The organism is Nostoc sp. LEGE 12447 (genome assembly GCF_015206985.1).
Classification (GTDB): domain Bacteria; phylum Cyanobacteriota; class Cyanobacteriia; order Cyanobacteriales; family Nostocaceae; genus Nostoc.
Genome location: NZ_JADEXT010000041.1, coordinates 15029 through 38331 on the forward strand (window position 1 = coordinate 15029; position 23303 = coordinate 38331).

The 23303-nt window shown below is 40.7% G+C and carries 17 protein-coding genes; 2 read left to right on the forward strand and 15 right to left on the reverse strand.

Going from position 1 to position 23303, the window contains the following annotated elements:
• Positions 1 to 237: 237 nt before the first annotated feature.
• Positions 238 to 3501, reverse strand: a complete 3264-nt coding sequence (locus IQ274_RS28705; protein ID WP_194144240.1) for a filamentous hemagglutinin N-terminal domain-containing protein — start codon at positions 3499 to 3501, stop codon at positions 238 to 240.
• Positions 3502 to 3764: 263 nt separating this feature from the next.
• On the opposite strand from IQ274_RS28705, the gene IQ274_RS28710 reads away from it, so the two are divergent.
• Together IQ274_RS28710 and IQ274_RS28715 are read left to right on the forward strand one after the other, a co-directional pair.
• Positions 3765 to 4439: a response regulator gene (locus tag IQ274_RS28710; RefSeq protein WP_194144241.1), complete on the forward strand. Its 675-nt coding sequence runs from the start codon at positions 3765 to 3767 to the stop codon at positions 4437 to 4439.
• Entirely contained in the window at positions 4439 to 6427 is a 1989-nt protein-coding gene (locus IQ274_RS28715) for a CHASE2 domain-containing protein (protein WP_194144242.1), read from the forward strand. The genes IQ274_RS28710 and IQ274_RS28715 overlap by 1 nt, the downstream gene beginning before the upstream one ends.
• Before the next feature lie 150 nt (positions 6428 to 6577).
• Here IQ274_RS28715 and IQ274_RS28720 read toward each other — a convergent pair whose 3' ends face one another.
• From IQ274_RS28720 to IQ274_RS28785, 14 genes are all read right to left on the reverse strand, one after another.
• Positions 6578 to 7735 carry a calcium-binding protein gene (locus tag IQ274_RS28720; RefSeq protein WP_194144243.1) on the reverse strand — a complete coding sequence of 386 codons (1158 nt, stop codon included), beginning with the start codon at positions 7733 to 7735 and terminating at the stop codon, positions 6578 to 6580.
• Positions 7736 to 8149: 414 nt separating this feature from the next.
• The gene (locus IQ274_RS28725; RefSeq protein WP_194144244.1) at positions 8150 to 8992 is read right to left on the reverse strand and encodes an alpha/beta fold hydrolase; all 843 of its coding nucleotides are present in this window, start codon (positions 8990 to 8992) and stop codon (positions 8150 to 8152) included.
• Positions 8993 to 9302: 310 nt separating this feature from the next.
• A complete protein-coding gene (locus IQ274_RS28730) occupies positions 9303 to 10733 on the reverse strand; it encodes a flavin-containing monooxygenase (RefSeq protein WP_194144245.1) in 1431 nt (476 codons plus the stop codon).
• Positions 10734 to 10770: 37 nt separating this feature from the next.
• Complete coding sequence (locus IQ274_RS28735) at positions 10771 to 12144, reverse strand: PD40 domain-containing protein (RefSeq protein ID WP_194144246.1); 1374 nt, start codon at positions 12142 to 12144, stop codon at positions 10771 to 10773.
• A gap of 594 nt (positions 12145 to 12738) precedes the next feature.
• On the reverse strand, positions 12739 to 14001 hold the full coding sequence (locus IQ274_RS28740) for a PD40 domain-containing protein (protein WP_194144247.1): 1263 nt from the start codon (positions 13999 to 14001) through the stop codon (positions 12739 to 12741).
• A 223-nt stretch (positions 14002 to 14224) separates the two neighbouring features.
• The gene (locus IQ274_RS28745; RefSeq protein WP_194144248.1) at positions 14225 to 15427 is read right to left on the reverse strand and encodes an amidoligase family protein; all 1203 of its coding nucleotides are present in this window, start codon (positions 15425 to 15427) and stop codon (positions 14225 to 14227) included.
• 232 nt (positions 15428 to 15659) lie between these two features.
• Positions 15660 to 16142, reverse strand: a complete 483-nt coding sequence (locus IQ274_RS28750) for a hypothetical protein (RefSeq protein ID WP_194144249.1) — start codon at positions 16140 to 16142, stop codon at positions 15660 to 15662.
• 123 nt (positions 16143 to 16265) lie between these two features.
• Positions 16266 to 16676 carry a hypothetical protein gene (locus IQ274_RS28755; protein WP_194144250.1) on the reverse strand — a complete coding sequence of 137 codons (411 nt, stop codon included), beginning with the start codon at positions 16674 to 16676 and terminating at the stop codon, positions 16266 to 16268.
• Positions 16677 to 16792: 116 nt separating this feature from the next.
• The gene (locus IQ274_RS28760) at positions 16793 to 17695 is read right to left on the reverse strand and encodes a LysM peptidoglycan-binding domain-containing protein (protein ID WP_194144251.1); all 903 of its coding nucleotides are present in this window, start codon (positions 17693 to 17695) and stop codon (positions 16793 to 16795) included.
• 172 nt (positions 17696 to 17867) lie between these two features.
• Positions 17868 to 19595: a LysM peptidoglycan-binding domain-containing protein gene (locus IQ274_RS28765; RefSeq protein ID WP_194144252.1), complete on the reverse strand. Its 1728-nt coding sequence runs from the start codon at positions 19593 to 19595 to the stop codon at positions 17868 to 17870.
• A gap of 263 nt (positions 19596 to 19858) precedes the next feature.
• Complete coding sequence (locus IQ274_RS28770; protein WP_194144253.1) at positions 19859 to 20218, reverse strand: hypothetical protein; 360 nt, start codon at positions 20216 to 20218, stop codon at positions 19859 to 19861.
• A gap of 298 nt (positions 20219 to 20516) precedes the next feature.
• The gene (locus IQ274_RS28775) at positions 20517 to 20987 is read right to left on the reverse strand and encodes a hypothetical protein (RefSeq protein ID WP_194144254.1); all 471 of its coding nucleotides are present in this window, start codon (positions 20985 to 20987) and stop codon (positions 20517 to 20519) included.
• A gap of 82 nt (positions 20988 to 21069) precedes the next feature.
• On the reverse strand, positions 21070 to 22629 hold the full coding sequence (locus IQ274_RS28780; protein ID WP_194144255.1) for a GMC family oxidoreductase: 1560 nt from the start codon (positions 22627 to 22629) through the stop codon (positions 21070 to 21072).
• A gap of 88 nt (positions 22630 to 22717) precedes the next feature.
• Positions 22718 to 23170 (reverse strand): hypothetical protein, encoded by a 453-nt coding sequence (locus IQ274_RS28785; protein ID WP_194144256.1) that lies wholly within the window; start codon positions 23168 to 23170, stop codon positions 22718 to 22720.
• Between the last annotated feature and the right edge of the window lie 133 nt (positions 23171 to 23303).

Here is a 23303-nt window from a genome sequence, read left to right on the forward strand (position 1 = left end):
TCCAATTGTGGAAAGCAATTTTGGCTCTCCTAGACTTCGTTTGATAAATTAATACTAAAAAAAACCTCAAATACCTGATATAACTAAGTTTCGCTAAAATAGAATCAAAGATTTAATAAAAATATGCTTTTTGATTCTTGAATCCCCTACTATGTAAGGACTTAACCTGAGATCAAGTATTAATTTTCTATAACTAGTCTAGGAGAGCCGCAATTTTTGTAAATTAGTAGCACTAATTTATGAACCCGAACAAGTAGGTATCTGTGGCCAAGAACCACCAGGAGCAACAGTCAGTGCAGACGCAGTGAGAATTATCTCACCCTTAGCTCCATACATCCATCCTTGAGCTTCAATCAGTGGCGTGGGTGTAAGTAGTTCATGCTTGTTGTTAGTCGCTGTGTTCTCTTGTGGCGTTGAGATACTTGCGCTGGTGACAGTCGGTATCTGATAAGTCTGATAGGATGCAACTGCGGGGTCATCTGGCATCACTGGTAAGCCCCCGTTCCCCGTAATGATGAATTTTCCTTTTGGCCGTTTACTTCGGGCAATGCAACTATTGGCAATCAGTTGTGAAGTATCGATGACATTTGTGGGCAGAGCAGTTAAGCCTTGAGAGGGTTTAACATCAGGTGTGTTGAGTTGCACTAGGCCATCCACGCCCAATTGAGAACTGGCAGTGATGTCACTAAGTTGAGTATTCTTTGAACGAGGCTCAATGCCGAACAGGCCCTGGCTGGTAATGCGGATATTGCCGCCCCGATCGCTGAAAGCATTGGCTCTGATGTCGCTATTTTCCTTAGGGACAGCAACAATAAAGTCTGCGTCAATGGTAATATTGCCGCCATCCCCTCCAAATTGTGCAGTACTAGGTGTAGTGGAGATGAAATTCCGAGGACGCAGCAATAAATCTAAATCTGATAAATTAAGATCGTCGCCCTGAAAAGTACCAGCTGTAGTGGAGATGAAGCTGCCTTTTCGTAACATCAATAAATCCAAATTTGATAGGATGATATTTCCGCCGCGACCAGATGCTGTTTCAGCATTTATTTGTGCAGCAGTGTCTAAGGTAATAGAGCGAGCTTGCACTTCGATATCGCCTGCTACTCCTAGTCCCTGGCTATCAGAAGCCAACTGAGCGCCATCCATTAAGGATAAAGAATCCGCTTTTATCGCGATCTTACCTCCATTTCCCTCTGCTCCCTCGTTAACAGTAGCCTCGATACTACTGGCTTTTCCATAACGATCGCGTCCGGCAAGGGAGAGCGTATCAGTAACCGTCAGGTTCAATTTACCTGCATTTCCGTCACCGTAAGTACTACTTTCGATTGAAGACCCATTGTTGAGAGCAATGGAGCGAGCTGTCAGGTTCACATTCCCTCCATGCCCTATGCCAGTGGTTCTGTTATCTATAATTGAATCGTCCAAAGTAATGGAACTTGCTGTTATTGTAATGTCTCCTACACTTCCTTTAGATAAACCACCTAGAAAGTTGGAAATAATACTACCGAATGACGCATTTCCGGTAGCGAGAGAGAGTCCATCGGTGACAGTCAGGGTTATGTTTCCACTATTTCCTTCTCCTCCGATACCAGTAACACTACTACCTAGCAAAGCCCCATCATTCATAGTCATAGAGCCTGCTGTAATCGTAATGTTGCCTGCATCACCGACTGCTGATCCATCCGCCTTGCTTAGAATCGAACTGCCATAAGACCCATCCGGATCGGCCCCAGCTAGGGAAAGCCGATCTCTAACTGTCAGAGTCACATCTCCGGCATTTCCTTGACCATAAGTACTGCTATTTATGTAAGCTGCATCATCCATGCTAATGGAGTTTGCGGTCATTGTAATGTCTCCCGCATTGCCTACTACAGGCTGATTTGCGGGGCTTGTATAACTAAAGATATTACTCCCTCTCCCAGCTATACTGATGGAATCTGCTTTCATTGCAATGTTGCCTGCATTGCCTACTGCCAAAGCTTGCACTGTGGTCGCAATGTTGCTACTAATAATGGCGATCGCTTTTGTGGCATTGAAGGTAATATCTCCTGCTTGAGTACCTACTGAACCTAAACCTGAGTTAATCCCTCCCGAAAGAATACTTCCTTGTAAAAGGTTTATATTTTGAGCATTGATGGCGATGCTCCCACCACCGCCTGCACTTACATTCACGCTACTATTATCCGTGAGAGATACGTCTGCTTTTAACAGCCCTTGGGGAACGCTCAATCGCAATTCCTGCCCTTGCTGCGTCAGTCCCACTACTCCCAAGCCAGCCACTCCAGCCAGTTCTACTCGTCCTCCTGGTGCTTGCAGTTTTCCCCCCTCAAGCCTGACATTACCGCCTAATAGCGCTAAGGTTCTCCCTGGTTGAACTTGTAGACTTTGACTTAGAGGAATTGAGCTATAGGGTTGAGGATTGAAGGCGATCGTATAAGTACCATTGTCTGTGCCAGAATTGGCATCCCACCCTCTAAGAGGTAATCCTCTGCCTGGTGCTATCAGCTCAGTCCAAGCTGGAAAAATGTTACCTTGCGAACTGCGTGGTTTATTATCGTAGCTGGAGATACCTAGATAATAGATGCCAGAGATTCCTGGAGTGAAACTGAAAGGTTGCAAGGGGATAGTGGATTGCCGCCCAACACTGTCATCATTAGTAAACAGACCCAAGCCATTGCTATCGAACAAGAACAGCTGGGTATCTACATCAGTCCCACCAACTGTACTCGCCGTGAATGCTTGTCCTCCCGGTAAGAAGAGTTGGTAGAGATCCACATCATTTTCATTATCTAAATTGCCGGAGATTGCATTATAGGTTGCTCCAGAATTTGGGCTGTTAACACTCTGAGCAGTATCAAGCAGCTGACCCGCATCGCCGACTTCAGTAAATTGGTTCTCTAAAGCGGGAGGTTGATTCCCTGCTTGCACAACAATATCACCTGCTGTACCGTTAAATTGTAAACCAATCGGCACGCTGACGGTCAGCAGGGGAGTAGTAAAGGTATCAGGCTTAGTATTAAAAACTGTACCATCGGCAAACAATATACTACTAGCTGTAGAAGCTACAAACGAGCCTCCAATATCCAGACGGGCATTTTTCCCAAAAATAATGCCATTCGGATTTATGAAAAATAGATTCGCTGTTCCATTTGCCCGCATCAAACCATCGATGTTGGAGATTGATGTTCCTGTAATGCGGGTAAAAATGTTCTGAATCGATGTGGCATTGTTAAAAAATGCTTCTCCACCTGTCAGTACGGAAAACTCGCTAAAGCTGTGGAAGAGGTTGGTTCCTCGAACTGTTCCACCTTCAATCGTACAAGCTGTGCATCTTGGGGCGACGCTGGAATTGACTTCAAGTGTATTATCAGGAACAATTTGGGCACGGACAGGGTTAATCATGGCAAAAGTTGTGATCGCCCAGCATCCTGTTACAGTTATTGCTCCAGAGCCAAATAGTAGCGATTCCCAGTTTTGATAATACCTTAATTTAGTTTTCACAAAACTTATAGACTCCTCCCAACCACTGACCATCCTACCTCATCAAGCTTGACAAGTTATCATTTTCCTTCACAAGGTGCTGATTTTCCTATTTTGGAAAACTAAATTCCTCAAAGTGCAACACGCAGCCAGTTAATTATTTGTATCCTAGTCTTTAACGATAAGTTTTACTTAAATAGCAAGTTAATTTCTAGCTACAAAAAGTTAGACATCCCGTAGTTTTGGTAGGTTAAACAAATAATATATTAAAAAGTAAACCAGTTATGAACCAAGAGCCAAAGCAAACTTTGCAAAAATTTTTAGTCGTTGACGACCATGAAGCAATTCTTCAAGGTACAATCCCAGCGCTCAAAGAGAAATACCCAGAAGCAGAAATCTTCGCAGCTGGTGATGCTCAAACTGCATATCAGCAATTTGAACGTTACCACCCAGACTTGCTAATTGTTGATTTATGTCTGCCAGAAAAGCCTCAAGCTCAAGCTCAAGCTCAGGTTGAGGTTGGGATACAACTGATCAAAACTTTGATGTCAAGCACTCTCGCCCCTAATTTAGTGGTGCTGAGTACCAATATTAAACCGTTAGTGCGTCTCAAACCGATAATTAATGCTTATGAAGGTGGCTTTGCCGCTATGGATAAATCTTTACCAATCCGCGAAATGTTAAAGTTCGTTGACTTGTCATTACGCGGCTCTATTTATTTATCTTCAGAATTGCGATCGCGTCCAGAATTTGACCGAAAATGGATTGAGGTATTGACACTGAAATATGAAGAAGGTTTAACAGATAAAGCGATCGCGCAAAAAATGAACTTGAGCGATCGCACTATACGCAACTACTGGATTAGACTGCAAGATTCTTTAGGCGTGTATGACGAACCCGGTAAAGAATTGAGAATTCAAATTGAAATTGCAGCTAGAAAAATCGGATTAATCAACTGATGAAATTCGCACTTTCAACTAAAAACAATTTATGGAAAAAAGTTCATCAAGAACTGAAACTTTGGCGAGAAGTAGTGCTGCCAGGATTTTCAGTTGTCGGATTAATTATACTTGTTCGCTCAATCGGATTATTACAATCACAAGAGTGGCTTGCTTTCGATCAATTGCTACGTTTGCGACCTAATGAAGCCGTCGATTCGCGGGTGGTAATTGTAGGTATTGATGAAGACGATATTAACTATGTAGGCAGGTTTCCCATACCAGATAAAGAAATCGCCAAAATGTTGAGCATTTTAAATAGCTACAAACCGAGAGTCATCGGTCTCGACCTGTTTAAAGATAAAGGTAATTCGGCTGATGCCGAGCTTGCATCTGTCTGGAGAGAAAATCCAAATCTCATCGGAGTTGAAGTAGCATTAAATCAAAAACAATCTTTTAATGTTAAACCACCGCCTGGGTTAGCTCCTGAACGAATCGGCTTTGCAGATATAATAGTAGACCCAGATGGAAAGCTGCGACGTAGCTTAATCGCCAGTAAAACTCACACCGGAGAACTGAAATACTCCTTATCTCTGCGTTTAGCACAATTCTATTTGCGCGAACAAGGAATAAAATTTACTCATGGTAGTCGTTCTAAAGACCCCATCAGGTTCGGTTCGAGTCGGCTAGTCCGGTTTCTCCCCAATTCTGGCGGATATGTAAGAACTGATGCCAATGGCTTTCAAGTGCTACTGAACTTTCGCTCTCATCCTCAACCTTTTCGTACTGTATCTCTTAGAGATATCCTCAATCATAAAATCGATCCTAATTGGATTCGCGATCGCGTGGTTATTATTGGCATGACTGCCCCCAGCGTTAAAGATAGCTTTATCACCTCCGCAGTCAAAAATACACTCTATAGCACGGCTTTAGATATCGATCAGTCTTCCGATCAATACCAATGGATTTATGGTGTAGAAGTTCATGCAAATGCTACGAGCCAGATTATTAGTCATGTTTTAGAAAAAAGGCCACTGTTAAAAGTATGGTCAGAAATTTGGGAATATTTATGGATTTTAACTTGGGGTTTACTCGGCATAATTGTTGGTTTAATCCTTCAATCTCCGGCAAAGACATTGTTAAGTCTTGGTTTAACCAGTATCGCCCTTGTTGGAATTTGTTATTTTGGTCTTGTTTTAGGTTGGTGGATTCCTTTAGTACCAACTCTATTAGCTCTTACGAGTGCAGGATTAACGACATTTTTTTTTGACCGAGATTTAAGAGCGCTACTCGAACAGCGCAGTTTAACTCTGAAGCGCTCTTTTGAAGCAATTCATAATGGGCCTTTGCAAAGCCTAGCTGTAATATTAAGGAGTCTAGGGGAAGAAGAAATAGAGCCTGAAGAATTGCGATCGCAACTTGAACAACTAAATCGAGAGTTACGGACTATTCCGGAATATCTCAGTCAAGAGATGCTCAGTCGCAATGATAGTGTTTATTTAGATGGAAATGAAGTTCTCGATTTGCAAACTCCAATTGCTGAGATGCTTTATTATGTCTACGACATTACCTTAAGAAGAAACTTTCAAGGATTTATGACAATCCAAAGTTTTATTCCTCCTAATTTTGAACCATTAGAAGAATGCAACTTAAATGCAAATCAAAAGCGAGGCTTGTACCTTTTTTTGCAAGAAGCTTTATGTAATGTCGGCAAACATTCCCAAGGAGCTACTCGTCTTGATGTAATTTGTACGCGATCGTCAAAAGATTATTGTCTGCAAATAATTGATAATGGATTTGCAAATATATCTAAAAACTATCAACGTGGCGGACAAGGAACAGAACAAGCTCAAGAGTTAGCTCGACAATTAAGAGGCAAGTTTCGACGATTTCCTCACTCTCCACAAGGCACTATCTGTGAGTTGACTTGGCCTATAGGAAGTATTTGGTGGCAACGACTTTTGTATTTAGGCAAGTGGAAAATTTTAGTAAATAAAGTATCAAATTAACAAATTATTAATATTTTAAAAATAAAGACGGAGGATTATAAACTCCGTCTGTGTATATGCTATAGCAATCCTAAAAGATTCGTGAAAAAATCTATTACCTATTGCCTGTTTCTATGCCTGATTTCACAAGTCAAATAGGATTGCTATCGTTCATACCAGTTGAATATCTAGATTAGTTTGGAAACCATTAGGCTTATTTTCAATAATGGCAAATCTAGATTCTTGGAAAAACAAAGAACCACTTAAGGAATCGTAACTGAAGTCCTTGATTCCTATAGCACTAAACCCTACTTGAGAAACCTGAATTTTGTCACCTTCAACAGCCTTGAAGTCTTTAATAATGTCAACACCATCTAGTACGCTAGTGAAAACAAATTTATCCGCACCGAATCCACCTGTAAGAGTATCGTTGCCCCTTTCACCAGCAAGTATGTCATTGCCACCCCTACCAGAAATTATGTCATCACCATCATTACCAAATAACAAGTTATTTTGTTTATCGCCACTAAGAATATCATCTGAAGTTTTACCCTTGACATTATCAAAATTCAAGACTTGTGCAGTAATCGTACCCCCACCAGGAATATTACTAACAGTTATACTTCCATTTTGAAGGTCAAGGTTAATCAATACACTTGATGTTGATTGAGAATAATCTAATGTATTATTTACTGCATTAGCATCAGCAACAGCTCCGTCTACATTGATAAGTGTATCTGTACCGAAACCACCACCTTTTTTGACAGTTGCAGTAATTAAGCCATTAGCAATGACAGTAATGCCTTGACCTAATTTGCTGTAATCAGCTATATCACTTCCACTTCCACCATTTAAGGTATCATTACCTGAGCTTCCTCTAATTATGTCATTGCCACCACTGCCAACTAATTCATTATCCTGAGCATCGCCTGTAATAACATCATTTTGATTTGTACCAATTACATTGACAAAATTTTTCACCTTGACTATTACTGGTGGTAAACCTACAGGTCTGATTTCTAGTCTTTCTTTGGATAAATCCGCTACTATTGATACATCTGTCCGATCGGATGTAGCATCAATGCTGTTAGCCTGTCCGTTAGCACCAATGACGGTTTCAATGAAGTCTCCAAACGTGTCAGTTCCAATCGCACCTTTTTGGATAACCCTTGGTCTAATTATTACAGCTTGTCCTAAACTACTGTAGTCAATAATATCCTTACCATCTCCACCAGTAATAATATCATTACCTGCACTGCCGATAAATCTGTCATTTCCAGGAGTTCCGATCAAAGTGTCGTTTCCATCAGTGCCTATAATTTTGACCATAATTTTGCTGTCCTAGTTTTGAAGTAATTGGTATTTAGGAAATCTTGGCGTTAGGTTTCGTGTTTCGCCCGATTGAAAAACTGTTGTCAACTTTTCCCGAAGGAAATATATAGACTTCTTAAGGTAGTAACTTAAAGTCTATGCAACACATTCAATAAAATGTGTTCTTTGATAATCACAATACTTTTGTTAAGCGAGGGTTGCTATGTCATTTTAGGAAAGCTGCTTTCCAATTTCGGAAAAAATTATAGGACAAGCCCTGTCAAGGACGTAAAATAGCAGCGAAAATTAGTGATTTTAACCTTTAAAAATTCCAAAATCTGGGCGGAGGATTCAAAATGGTAGCACTGAAACAACCCATCTTCGTTCATCACCTTGAAAGGGCTAATTCTATTTGGTTAAATCCGTATATGGTTACTTGAGGAATTGCAAGACTCGTTGGTTAAACTTTTCCGGATTTTCAACGAACATAAAATGTCCTCCGCCTTCAGCTTCTTCAAAGATTTCCAACTCTGAGTTAGGAATACTTTTATTGATCCAGACTTGTGATTTCCAAGGAATAATACTTTTTCTGCCACCAATAATCAGAGTTGGCTGACGAATTTTGACAATTTGATCTCGCCAATCTGTGTGAAACTGGTTGTATAGCAAAGTTGCAGCAAGCCTTCGCGGAAGCTGAAGATTGCATTGTACCATCCACTCAAATTGTTCTTTTGGCATTGTAGAAGTCACCATCGATGCCAGGGTGTTTCGGGTAACTTCTTCGGCTGAGGAACTTTCTAGACCACGCACCGCTTCATTTAGTTGCTCGGCTGTAACAATTGCGCCAGCGTCCTCCATTTCTTGAGAGTCCCAATGTGGGCGAGAGGTATATAACGGAGATTGATCGACAAATACTAATCGGTCAATTCCATCTGTCCCAAATAGATCGATATAACTCCAAATAACGGCACACCCCATAGAATGACCCAGCAGGTGAGGTTTTTCTAATTGCAGAAAATCGATCAATTCTTGGATATCTTTAGATAATCGAGATAATCGATAACCGTAAGTTACTTTCTCAGACTTACCATGTCCTCTCAAATCAATAGCTATGACATGATACCGTTCCCCAAAGGCAGAAATTTGATATTTAAATTGTTCAGCTGATTGCGACCAGCCATGAATTAGGACAATAGATTTTCCCCTACCCGTGCTGATGTAGCTCAATGTTGCATCATCTGAAGTTTTGAATAGCTTTCTTGGGAACTCGTTCATATAACTAAAGCCTTTTCACAAAATTTCGCCTTCATGTGATCGCATTGCAAGTCCATACATTAATTTGGATAATACAGCAATGCAAATACTAAAATTCAAAATTTCATTAATTCAGAACTTACGCAAAATCATGAAAAAACGAACCGCAAAGACGCAAAGAACGCAAAGGAATAAGAGTTTTAGAGAGTTTTTGCGTAAGTCTTATAAGTATCCAAAATAATTATTTTCCCCTACGTGAGAGCGATATAATTTGATTGCAGGTTTGCATAATTAATATTGCTTTTGGCTAAATTGATGAAGCGATCGCTTCTTAAATATTACGATAATCAGTAGGTCGATAATCTTGCAGCCACTCAGCAATAATATTGTGTTTGCGGTATGGATTAATCGAGAGATCGCGCAGCAATTCATCATGGTAGTGCCACAGATGTGCTTGCAGCAGCGAACCGCGTCCAGAGATAGGCGGAATAAAACTGCGTTTCCAGCGTTTCATTTGTGAAATTTCTTGCAACATCACCTCACGTTCAGGCAGTTTAATCTTGCCCTTTAACAAGTGAGTTAGCCAAATAACCTCTAAATATGTTGTGAGCGAATTGGCAAATGTTGAAGCCCAACCTATAAACGCCAAAGAAGGTAAATCGGGGTGAATAATATGACGGTAAAGATAAACACCATCGTCTTCTACTGTAGATTGAAACGCTGTTGGTAAAAAGCTGTTATTGGATTTCCAGCCTGTGGCAAAGATAACAACATCGCTATCAAGGTGAAGCCCGTTTCCTAAAACTAAACCATCAGGCGTAAACTGTTCAATGGTTGTGCGTTGTACTTGGATTTTACCTTGGCGCATCATTTTATATGTTTCATCTCGTGGGATAAAACCTTGAGCAAACACACCTTGCTCAATTGGATGAGATGGGATAGTATTGCATTCCTTCATTCGATATTGCAGTCGCAATATAATTTCTACAAATCGCCAAAATACCCAAACCAGCCACGGAAAGTACTTATGCAGATTTTCTTCCCATTTATCAGGACGTTGATATAGAGGTAAAAATCCACCAACTAAACGATTTAATAAAATAATTCTAAAATCAATTAATCCTAATATTCGTAAAGGGACAGGCCAATAGGCATTTTTGAAAACTAAAGTTACATTGTCTGCCCATTGTGTGGCATCTGTAGCAATGTCTAAGGCACTCTTGCCAAATCCAACAACAGTAACTTTGCGATTCTTAATCAAGTCAGGGGATTTATATTCTGAGGAATGTAAAACCTTACCAGAAAAAACTTCTCGTTCAGGAATCTTAGGAACATAGGGATTAGAATAAAGCCCAGTTGAGACAACAATAAAATCAAACTTTTTTTGAGTTGTTTGTCCAGTTTCTCGGTTTGTGTAGTGAAGAATCCAGCGATTTTCAGGTGTTGGTTCAAGCTGGTTGACGATGCAGTTGAAATGAATTTTGTCAAAAAGTTGGAAATGGTGCGCGTAATCTTCTAGATAGGAGCGAATTTGCTCTCCCGATGGCAATTGCGGATAGCTTTCTGGCATGGGATAATCAGGAAATTCATAAAGCTTAGAAGGTTCTTGTAACCCAAAATTGTGATATCCAACTGTCCACACGCCACCCAATTTTTGGCTTTTCTCAAAAATTTCGCAAGTAAACCCAGCATTTTGTAGAGATTTAGCAGTTGTCAACCCAGCGACTCCGGAGCCGATAATACCAATAGTTTTTACGTTCATTTTTATACTCCTTGCCAGTGATTATTAGCGATCGCAATTATGGTTGCCACACGAAATTAGTCACACTCAAATCACGGTCATCACTCAATTGTTTCAGTCCTGAACCATCTCGATTCATGACATATAGATTGAATGCTGGGCCATTTTTCTTAGGTGAAGGCGACTGTTCAGAACCAGTAAAAGCAATTTGCTGACTATCGGCAGACCACATTGGATTGAAAATGGCTGAAAATCGAGGAGTTAGATTACTCAAGCCTGAACCGTCAACATTGATCAGGTCAAGCTTTACACCCTGTTTGGTTTTCACCAATGCAATCTGCTGACTATCTGGCGACCAAGAGAAACCAGAATAAATATCTTGTTGTTGAGTGAGATTTTTTGATTTACCTCCCTTGATGTGAAGTAAATAGATGTTGCCTTCAGTAAAAGGCGCATTTGGAGATTCCTGTTGATAATAAGCTAGGCGAGTACTGTCTGGCGACCACAGTACCCAAGGATTTCCCGAGCTTCCACGGTTTTTGGCTTGATTGAGAAGCCTTCCATCTGCATCTAGCAAGTAAACTTGTTGCTCGTCAGGCTTCTCTAAATACTGATCTATGCGAGCGATGTGGGTGCTATCTGGTGACCAAGCAAAGGTAGAACGGGTCACATTAGAATCTGGAAGCGCTGGCAATTGGGTTAACTTAGTCCCATCCGTGTTCATTCGATAGGCAATTTGATCTTCCAAAAAGACAATCTGTTTTCCGTCAGGTGATATGGCAATATTGGATTTAATGCCTGATTGAATCTGACGTTGAATGAGTCCAGTTTGGCGATTTTTTTCAATGATATCTACTCCTGATTGACTCCAACGTCGAATAAGTCGAGTTTGCCCAGAGTGTATTGTATTACTCACATAAAGCTCGGTTGGGCTTCTGTACTCGGTTTTAGGATCGTAAGAAGGACACGTTCTCTCAAACACTAGATTTTGACTATTTGAAGACCAAACCCCATTAAACCGAGTTGAGCTTGGCGAACACTTGTCATCTGAAAATAGCTTGGTTAGTTTAGATCCATCAGCGTTTACGGCATAAACAATATATGCTCCATTGGCGCTCAACTGAACAAACGCAAGCCTCTGTCCATTCGGCGACCAAATTGGCTCAGTGATACTACTTTCAGCAGCGATAATATTTAGGGTAGAAGTGAGTTCGCGGCGATCGCTACCGTCTCTTTTGACTGTAAATATATTCGCTTTAACTTTGTTATCCTGATATCCCCACGCAGTAAATGCAATTGAGGATTCTTTTTTCACCGTTTGAGTTGATTGTTTTTTCCCAGCATCTACTGCATCAGATGGTGATAACGTTAGTTGACAAGAGAATAGCGGCAGTACAAGCAGAGAAATTAAGGCAATTAGTGAGTGTTTCATAAGATATATTTGCACAAATTTATAGTAAGATTTACTTTCAAATCTAGGTCATATTTAAGAGGAATCGTTCGTTATCTGTCTAACATAAAAGTATTAATAATGTTTCACATCCCTCTTTGATGTGCATTAAGTTATTCCTGATATAACTACAATAATTTTGTTAAAGTTTGGATGCTAGGTCATTTGAGGAAAAATCTTTTCCAATTTTGGAAAATATAGTAATGGCGTGACCAGGCTAAAATATTTCAATAGTGTAGGTTAGTTTGAACAACGCGAAACTAACATCTATCGATGTGTTGGGTTACCCTACGGGAAGCCGCCCTTCGAGCGTCTACGTTCCTCAACTAAACCTACAATTTTTTTGCAACAATTTAGACTAGACACGCTAGTAGTCGTAATTAGCGATTCCAAATTCAAGACATTTTCAGTCGGAGATTTAAACCCCGACTAAAAATATTCTGCATGTAGACATAAAGGTATTAAACCCTTGAATGTAGGATAATTCGTGAAAAGTTAGCTCCCCGACTTTTTAAAGAAGTCGGGGAGCTAAAGCTCACTGATTTTCACGCAATCAAATAGGACTGATATAGTAAATTACGGTTGCCAAGTCTGACCGGAAATATACGAATCATCAGATTTGGACAATTTAGCCAATTTTGAACCGTCCCGATTGCTCACATACAAAACACTTTGACCATCTGGTTTTTTCTTCGTTTTTTCTGTCTTAATAAAAGAAATATTTTTCCCATCTAACGACCAATTGAAACTGTCAATTTCAGATGGTGGTAATTGCGAAGCTAACTGAGTAAGTTTGAGTCGATCGATACTAATTGTATAAAGTTTTTTCTGAGAATAATCTCCGCTTGTAAAAGCAATCAGCTTACTATCTGGAGACCACTGTAATCCACTATATTCACCTGGCTTGGAAGTCAATTTTTTGGCAGTTTTTTTGTTGATATCAAGTACAAAAATATCTAATTCCTTCCCAGAATAATCTCTACCTTGGTTATGATAGTAAGCAAGTTTAGTTCCATCAGATGACCATGATATGATGCCAGAATCAGCTGTCTTTTGAGGTTCATCGGATAGATTTATCAGTGTTTTGTTCTTGACATTGAGTAGATAAATCGGTTGATTATCGCCTTTTCCTGATGAAATTGCAATCTGGGTTCCATCAGGCGACCAAATTACTTGGCTAGAATAATCATCTTCTGGAGCGTTAGTTAACTCTGTCAAATTAGAGCCATCTGTATTCATTTGCCAGATACTTTTATCTTTGAAGAATACTACCTGTTGTCCATTAGGTGACAGATATAAAGAAGATGAGATTTCTGTTTTTGGCGGAATACCCCCTGCCTCCCATCTTTGAATCAGTTTAGTTCCTTGTGTACCAGTTGTATCACTTAAATAAAGAGATACGCTACCTGTAGCCTCAAGAGTACTACCATCACAAGACTCTTGAATGGCAAGTTTTTGCCCATTTAATAACCACTTAATTTCAATGTCATCAGCTTTGCAGCCAGCTCCAGAGAATATTTTAGTTAGTTTGGAACCATCTGCATTCATTGTGTAAACATCATACGCATCATTGAAGAAAGCTAGCCTTTTACCATTGTTTAACCAAACTATTGTGGGATAAATATTCAAATTTTTAGTAAGCTGGCGGCGGGCTGAACCGTTAGTTTGAATAGTGTAAATATTACTTTCATACTTCGGACCTTGCTTAGTAGCCACAAAAGTCAGCCTGTTGCCTTGAGAAACTTTAGGTGCAGCAATTACGGCATTGCTGAAATTGAAAATTGTGGTTGAGAGTAAACCGAGTAAGATAAATGTTAGAAATTTGATTAAACGCATCATAGTTAGTTATGAAATAAACGAACAGTTTTTAATTTGAAAATTGAGAATGAACGAATAAGGTAACTTGATTCATCTAGTTGCAAAGCTTGATTCGCTAGCCGGGAATTTAACTAATAAAAAAGTATTTCTATCTCTCCTCTGGGAGTACTTAGGTGAATTATAGTAATAAATTTACCATAGCCGTTGGTTTGGACTACTTCGACTGCGCTCAGTACAAGTTCGCTCAACCAACTGAGTGGTCGAGAGTTGAGTGACTCGTGTCGAGCGGAGCCGAGGTAAGTCGAAACTCGTCAACATAGGTATTTTTTTTATCAGAAATCACCTTAGTAACACGAGACAACCAAATTGAGCAATAATTTTCATCTAGTGGTAGTGCTTTGAGAAACTCCTGCACAGATTCTGATTTCCATTCCAAAGATGCAGTAGGTGATATCTGAGATGCTTCTATTGCATAACGTAAGATTGCTTCCATCAAAGCCGCCACTTCGATAATAGGTTGTGCGTATATCCAGGAAGGGAAAATGCGTGCTTCAAAAGTAAATTTGCTAGGAATAGTGTGAATTAGATTTTTGATGTTAAAGTCACAGTATTTTGTGAGTTCAAGTTTTGCAAGGCGTGTTTTAGCATCAGACCAAGACAGTTGGCAAAAATCCGATTGATTGACTAATACCAACAACTCTTCATCCCACATTCCCAAACGCCTGCAATTGGGATTAGTCCCCACCAATCGTTTTAAATTTTCACCATGTGTCCATAAAAGATTCACCAGATTAGCAAAAACTCTAGCAGAGCATAAAGGTGTAGCATCAAAGTGCAAGTGGGTTGCACCCTCAACCGGAATTGTAAAACCAATAGAACGCGCTGCCGACAAAAGTATCTCTAAGCGATCGCTATGATTAGTTTCAATAGGTGGAGTAATTAACTCACAAGGACGTTCTCTCTCACCCGGTAGTGGTGCAGCGATCGCAATTGGATTGCCTGTGCGATCGGCAATACGTACCATTCCGCTTGGCCCCTCCTCCAGATGGGTAGAAAATAAACTAGCAATCGGCTTGAGAACATCGGCGATCGAATCAGCAGCATCAGCTTGGCTTTCTACTAGTTGCAGCAGTCTGCTATCATCACTGACAATGCGATACCATCCTGGCTTAGGTTTTGCAGTTTTGTCTAGGTTCTCAAGAAGGGTTAGGTCATCTACACATCGAGCAATCAAACATTCGTGTTTATCAAGCACCTCAAATCCCAAAGTAAGATTTTGAAATAAGGGAGTTCCAGGAACCTGACTTAGTTCAGACTGGGGATGAAAAACACGACGCACTTTTGCATCATATTGTTGGGCGATTAACTCTGCTAAGTCCTGCCTGCTGCGTCCTCTAGGTGACATCAGCTCTATCTCGAAGCCGATTTTCCAATTTAAAAAAGACATAACTGTGTTTTGTAATTATATTCACCCTGCACCGACTTGAGCTAGCGGCGGGCGCTGAATTTTGAATTTGCTTGATATATATAGAGATGATTGCAATTTTAGAGTTTTATCTCTTCATTGCATACATATTTGCTGGCAATTATTGGTAAGATAATAAAGATTTTTGTGAGAGTTGCAGATACTCTACTCTTAATTTATTTCTGCAACTTTTTTGACTGATACAGCGATCGCTTTAGCGTTTTTGGCAATCTTGAACAGTAGGGGCAGAAGCTTGACGCTGGGAATACTTAACTTCCCATCCCGGTAAATTCCACCAGACAACACGCTTTTCTGGCTGTACCCAAAAGTCTAGTTGTTTGATTTTGCCATTTTCAAAAACCAGTTTCGGGAACGTAGGATAGTCGCGATCGTTACTCTCGCTATAATTACGTCCAAGATAGTTAAAACAAGTCTTTAATCCTTGAGTAACTCCCAACTCTTCAATTCCAATGCCTTTCAAGGTCGAGTTGTCGTAGCTGAAGCTGCCATTGAACGATTTGCCTGCTAGCGATCCTTTGGTCACATTGATTGTGAAATCATAGCTAACAGTAGAGTTTTGGGCTTGACTTGTTGCGATTACAGCAGTGGTAAGAGCAGCAGTTGTAATGGCGCTGACACAAAACGCCCATCCTGGAGGGACGATCGCAATTGAAAATTTGGGCAATAGTTTGAGCATGGTAGTATTGATGGCTGAGGTTTAGTTATTTCAGATAATTTGTGCGATCGCCTGTTGGAGCGATCGCAAAGTTGAGGATGTCTAAGCAAGTATCAATTATACAGACGGAAGCACTTCTAAAAATTACGATTTAGCATATCGTAGTGCTTTTTTAAGCAGTTCATCATTACCCAAAATTAAGTTGCGCTCAATACGTAGTTTTGTATCCATAGGTGATGGATCTCCCCAAAATTTTGCTAACGCTTCTATATCTTCATATTCTCTAAATTCTGACTCTATAAATAGTTTGTAAGAACTTGGATTTGGTGCTGGTTGTGCTGACTCTAGAGCTTTTACCCTAGCATCTACAAGAAACTGCTCAAGAATAGCAACATCTTTTTTACCCCAGAGAATTTTTCTACCAATTACAGCCTTTGCATCTTCTTCCGGCTGTCCCCAGTAATCTGCTAATATCCGGGCATCCCAATAATCGTATTGGCTGTTATAAAAAGCCTGAAGCTCTTTATCTTTTGATTCTTGTGTTGATGCGGTCATGAGATTATTTTCCTTATTCAAGTAAGTTGATAAATTAAACGGTCAGATAGGTTACACATCAGGTATGGTTTTATCTTGATGCAAAAAACGTTTTTGTATGCACTTATTTTTGCAATTCACTGCGGGATATAGACGTAATTTTTCAAGTCTACACGCATATCCCACTTGTGATCGCGCAACAACTTTTGCCAAGCACCGATTCGCTCTTCCATGTCGCCGCTATCGCGCGTGGGGAACTGGAGACGTAATTCCATGAACCTATCCACGAAATCTTCCTCATTGTTTGTGTCGTCGCTCGCCTCTGTGAACAGGTGTTCAACGCCCCAATTCTCAGAATTGTCGTCTTCTATACCAGCGTTCATAGCTGTATCTATGAGTACGCCAATCGTCAGCGCTTTCATGTAATTCTTTGACTTGAGCAGTTTCAGCGTCGGCTGCCAGTACGTGGAGATGTAGGCATCCCACTGAGCCTTCCACCATTTCTGGTCGTTGGCGATCGCGTGGACTTTTTCGATGATTTCGTCCACAGGGAGATTGCTATAGTCCTGACCGTAATTCTTCCAGATAATGTCTGCGTCATTGTAGTCCTTGCCTGTCGTGGCACCATAGATGCCGATGGTGACACCGCGACCGTCTTCAATGTCCTCTGCATAACCGTAGATAATTTCTTCATCGACTGTCTGCCACCACTTGCTATTGGCTTGTTCGGGCCCATTAATCATGCCAAGAATGTTTGTGAGTTGCTGTGCATCCAAACCAGTCAGGGTGTTCAGCTGGTTTAGCGTGCCAGGCGGAAAGAACTTAACGCCAGGTACTTCTTGCGTGGGGGGTTCGTCAATTTTAGGCAAGCAGATTTCCTGACCCGTTTGTAAATTCTCAGCTTCTTTTTCGGTGAAGGGAATACCATTAGGATTCAAGATTTCACGCCAGCGATCGCCATCTCCTAATTCTCGTGTTGCAATTTCAAAGAGCGTGTCATTAGCTTTTATAGTGTAGGAACTACCGATTTTACAAGACATAAATTACCTCAACTTAGTTCTATTTTTGTGGATATTTTTGGTACAACTAAACTAGTTGCAAACTTTATCGGCGTTACAGTATGGCGTAAATAAACCACCTATTGGAAATGTCTAAACCCATGCCAAAAGGTAATTACAAATTACGAATTACGGATTACGGATTGAGTCTTCGCTAGTGCTGGAGCCTTTCTTTGAGTTGCGCTTCGTAGAGAGACGCTGGAGAAAGCTTGCCCTTTTCGCCTTCGCCTTCCACGTTTCCAATAACACCTGAGAATTTAAACTTTTTCTGCACCTTACCTGTTGAAGACACCGCGTAGTTCTGCGCCGTTGGTGGTTTTTGCACAATTATTGTGCCGTTGTAGTTCCAAATAGTGGAGTGTGCTGCCGACCAACCGTGACCACTGCCGAAATTACCGCGATTAATCAGAGCGATGCTTCCAGTATTAAGACTGTTCTCGTCGATACTATCGAAGAGCATGGCTTGAGTCCAAAGTCGATGTCCTTCACTGTCGGAATTATCTGCGGAGTTAGAGCCTAAGCCTTTCGACTTGCATTTGTGGAAGACAATTCCAGAAGCGCTACTCGTACCGTTAGAAATAAAGTTATGGCGGCCGTTCGTCGCCTCACAGTTCTGGAATAAGATAAGTTGACTGTGCTTTTCGGTGTTGAAATTGTACATACGTCCGCCCGTGCGAATGGCAATTGGGTCGAACGCCTTGACATCTGTCACCGTTACCCTCAATGCTCCTTCTGTGTACACACCAGAGAATCCAAAGTGCAGGGCGGTGAGATTACGCACCCAGGCATCTTCTGCACCGATAACGCTAACAGCACTCCACAGAAATTTCTCGTCTTCGCCGCCTTTATCAATTTCGATGCGTAGGTTCTCAAGCCCCACATTTGTCAAGACTTCACTGCTTTTAATCTTGCAGACGGTAGATTGTGACAACTTGCGATCGAGATGATTGTAAATCGGTGCGTCAAGGATAATCTTGTTTCCTTCCACGCGATCGACCCGTCGATAATACACAATGTTTATTTTACCCGGTTTCCAGGGGTTTTTGTCAGGATCGTCAACCTCGCCCACACCACCACCGTCAAGCGCATCAATCCACTTCTGCGTAGAGGGATGCTTAATGATAATGGCATCGCCAGCTTTAAATAGTGAAGCATTTTCGACATTGAAGCCCAGCGAACCAACTTGAACAAAATCATCTGTAATCTTGGTTTCGTCTCCTGATTTCCAAGGCGCTGGATTATTCGTACCCAAAATTACTACTGACTTATCAGACGGTCTGTCTTGTTTCCCTTCGACGATAGGCTTGTCAACTACCTTGGCAACTAAAATTGTATCTTTAGTGCGATCGCTCCCATCACCAGAACCACGCAATACAACCCCACTCGCTTTAATTTGAATTGTACTGCGAAGTTCGTAAACTCCCGGCTTTAGTACCAAAGCACCACGAAATCCATTACCATCAGGTTGGCGCGTCGACACCGCATCCAGTGCTTTTTGAATGTGTGCAGTATTATCACCCGCAATCGGTGAGATGCTCAAAACTTCAGGAACGTTGGGCAATTCAATTTCACCATAACGATAACCTGCATAGCTATAGTCTGGAATCCGGTTTTGCTCTTTATCCGAGGTGTAAGTTAGTTTACCATTACTGCCAAAGAAGACGCGCTTTGATTGCCACTCACCCGTCGGTGGTAAAGAGCCATTAGGAATGCAGATTTCCTGACCCGTTTGCAAATTCTCTGCTTCCTTTTCCGTGAAGGGAATACCATTAGGATTCAAGATTTCACGCCAGCGATCGCCATCACCTAACTCCCGTTCGGCAATGAGAAAAAGCGTATCACCTGCTTTGATTTTGTATGAGCTACCGATTTTACAAGTCATAAATTTAGATATATTGAGTATGGTTTTGTTGATGAAACTTCAGTTTGTACACAAAATATTTTCAGGCAGGAATCAACTCAGCAGTTAAGATAGTGACTTAAATCTCAGCTACATCTAGGTATTAGATGTTTGGTTTAATTGCATACTTTTAGAATAAATAGATTTGAGTAGATTTACATCGTCAAGGCTGGAACTTATTTTTCCAATTTTGGAAAGTGAATTTATGAGTGTGATTGTTTATAAATCACTACTTCGTGTGTCATTTAAAACTTACTTGATTTTGAGCAATTCTGCTTCCAAACAAGCTGCCCATCTTCAATAACACTAAGGTAAGCAGTTTTACGGCTCCAGGTATCTTCTATTTCATACGTTGTCTTGCTGTTGTTGAAACTATAAATCCAAGAGCTTCCACTATTACGTGAACTGCCATTCCTAAGAACTAAGTTGCGATTAATACTACTAGCACTGTAAGAATATTCATTTAAGGAATACTCATTTAAAGTTACAGAGTAATTCCCACTGTAGTAAGTGTGCTTCCACCCAACATGGGCTTGGGCTGTTTTAGGAAAGATTGCCGCTATGATGGCGATTCCCATAGCCGTAGAAACAACAAATTTCTTCATATATGTTTCTCTTTTAAAAAGTATGTGTTCATCAAATTCTCATTTGATGGTTCTGATTCCTCTCTACACTATGAGAATATATGAATTGAATTAAGTACACATCGTAAAGGTAGGAAAATTGTTTTCCGATATTGGAAAGCAATTTTTGAAACTTAGTTGCACTAAGCGTATGAACTAAAACCCCGGATTTCTCAAAAGTGAGAAATCCGGGTATAGCGTTTCCAAAGCTCGTCTGAAAATAGTGTTCGTTATGTTTGTTAGCTATCGAATCAAGATGCACTATTTATCAATCTGTAGGTTAATTGTGACTGTCAGGGAAAACGAAATATTTTCTCAAATTTTCTCGTTGCATAAACGCTAAGTATTGAGTGGTCATTTCTGGGGTTAGTAACTCTATCAACAATCTGTTTTCCACCCAGAACAAAATGAAATCAAAGCCGAAGCTAGCGTGTTGCAGCAGCCAATCTTCACGTTGGGCAATTTGCTCAATTTGTTCGACGCTGGCAGGTACAGAGATCATCACATGGGTACCTGTAAACTTAGAAGCAGTTGGATTTTGTATATATGCTCGTTTTTCCTGACTTTCACCTGGTGTTATTTCAGTTACCAAAGGATAAACTTCAATTTCTGTACCATATTCATCAAAAGGAAAAACGATATGACCGTCTGGGCTAAAAGGATGGGGTGTCGCTTGTCCTTGCAAGATTTCAGCGAGAACTTGGGCAACGTGCTGAGGGTTTTCAGCAGAAATAGAAAGGTGATGAATCATTAAATTACTCTATTTGAAGAACTAAAATATACAAGAGATTGAAAGCGTTACACTCAAAATATTTGAAAGATGAGTTTAAATATTATGAAAGTTTTACTAACTCCACAGCAAGAAGTGGAGTTAGCTTGGTGGCTTTAATCAAATCGGCTGCCTTTTCGCCAATCATGATTGTGGGTGCATTAGTGTTTCCCGTAATAATACTTGGCATAATTGAAGCATCTACAACACGTAAACCTTCAACACCATGTACTCGTAGTTCGGGGTCTACAACTGCGCCTTTATCAACGCCCATTTTACAAGTTCCGACAGGATGATGTGCAGTCTCGCAACTTTTAAGGATGTAAGCTCGAATTGCTTCGTCACTTACTACGTCATTACCAGGAGCGACTTCTTCGCTTAATAATTTATCAAATGCTCCTGAATAAGCAAGTTGACGGGAGACTTTAATTCCTTCCACAAGAACTTGCATATCTTTTTCATTCTGGAGATAGTTCATGCGGATTAACGGTGGATTTTTGGGGTCAGAAGAACGCAAGCTGACACTACCACGGCTGTAACAATGTGTTGTACCCACTGCAAAGGTGAATCCCCAACTAGAGCGAGGAGACTCAAGTTGCATCCACAAAACTGGGCCGCAGGAAAGCTGTAAATCTGGTGTAATATCTGTATTAGCTTCGGTATGCACGAATAAACCAGCTTCTGCGATATTACTGGTGGCGGCAGGTTGCAACTCCTGAGTGGCTTGATAACCCACTTGCACATATACATGATCTTGGAGATTCTGCCCGACACCCGGTAAATCAACGATCGCAGGAATTCCTAATGTCTGTAAGTGTTCTGCTGAACCAATTCCAGAAAGCATCAGCAGTTTAGGCGAATCGAACACGCCAGCAGAAAGAATTACTTCCTGGTTGACAAAAGATTGGTGTATTTTTCCATCGTGCAGATATTCCACTCCAACCGTGCGCGTCCCTTCAAACAGTAAACGGGTGACTGACGCTCCTGTAGTAATCGTCAAATTCGGACGATTTATAATTGGCAGTAGGAATGCTGCTGCCGTGCTGTGCCGCTTACCATCTTTGACAGTCAACTGGTAAAGCCCCGCACCTTCTTGATTTGCACCGTTGAAATCAGGATTAAGCTTATAGCCCATTGCTGTGGCTGCTTCAAGAAAGTATTGTGATATTGGGTTGGGTGTAATTGGATCACTTACACTCAGCAGACCATCGACAGCATGAAATTGCGATGCTCCACGCTGCTGGTTTTCAAATTTTTTGAAGTAAGGTAATACATCTTGGTAGCTCCAACCAGGATTACCTAATTCCTGCCAGCGATCGTAATCGTGACGGTTGCCTCGCATATAAATCATGACATTGATCGAACTGCTACCACCAAGGACTTTACCGCGTGGACAATAGATTTTACGCCCATTTAAGTATGGCTCTGGTTCGGTAAAATATGCCCAGTCTACCTCTGAGTTAAATAGTTTAGGAAACTCTACAGGGATAGGAATCTCTGGTTTGGTATCTGGGTTGCCCGCTTCGAGTAATAACACGGTCGTTTTACTGTCTTCAGTCAGACGATTGGCAACAACACAACCTGCTGAACCTGCACCAATTACAATATAGTCATATTGACGCATTACATTTTCCTTGATAATTTAGACAACGTGTTGAGAATTTTCAGTAGAAATAGAAAGGTAAGAAATCATTAAATAACTTCTTTTACGTTTAACAGTCAATCTTTGAAAAATCAGAGAGGATTTGCTGGTATTCTTCACTGACTTGCTCTGTATCATAAGTTGATATAATGGTCTCAACTTTTAGCGCCTTAAGTTTAGCAACACATTCGCTTGCCTCACTTAGTAAATCAGGAGCAGCAAGTTGTTTTTGCATACTACCCACAATGGTTACACCAAGCGTTAACACAGAAGCAACTGTTGTATTTATTCTCCAGTTGCCAATCAAAGGATAGTTGGAAACAGCAGATTGTCCAGTAATGAATGTTGCTAATGCACCAAGACAAATGTTAATTAAACTGTAGCGACGCTCAATAGTTTTAAGCTTATTTTTTTGTGTTTCTGCCTTTTTAAGACTGTCATTTATCTGCTGTCGTAATACATCATAATAGTGATGTGATTGGTTATCTAAAGAAGTTGATACTGTGTTCGAGTTGTCAGACATGATGTTTCTCCGATATTAAAGATGGTGGTTGCAATTTATTGACAAAGGTTCACGTTGCTAAGACAGATTCCTCTTTGCTATAACAAGCAATATTGGGGAAATTTAAGATTAATAAAAATATTTCCGGCGATCG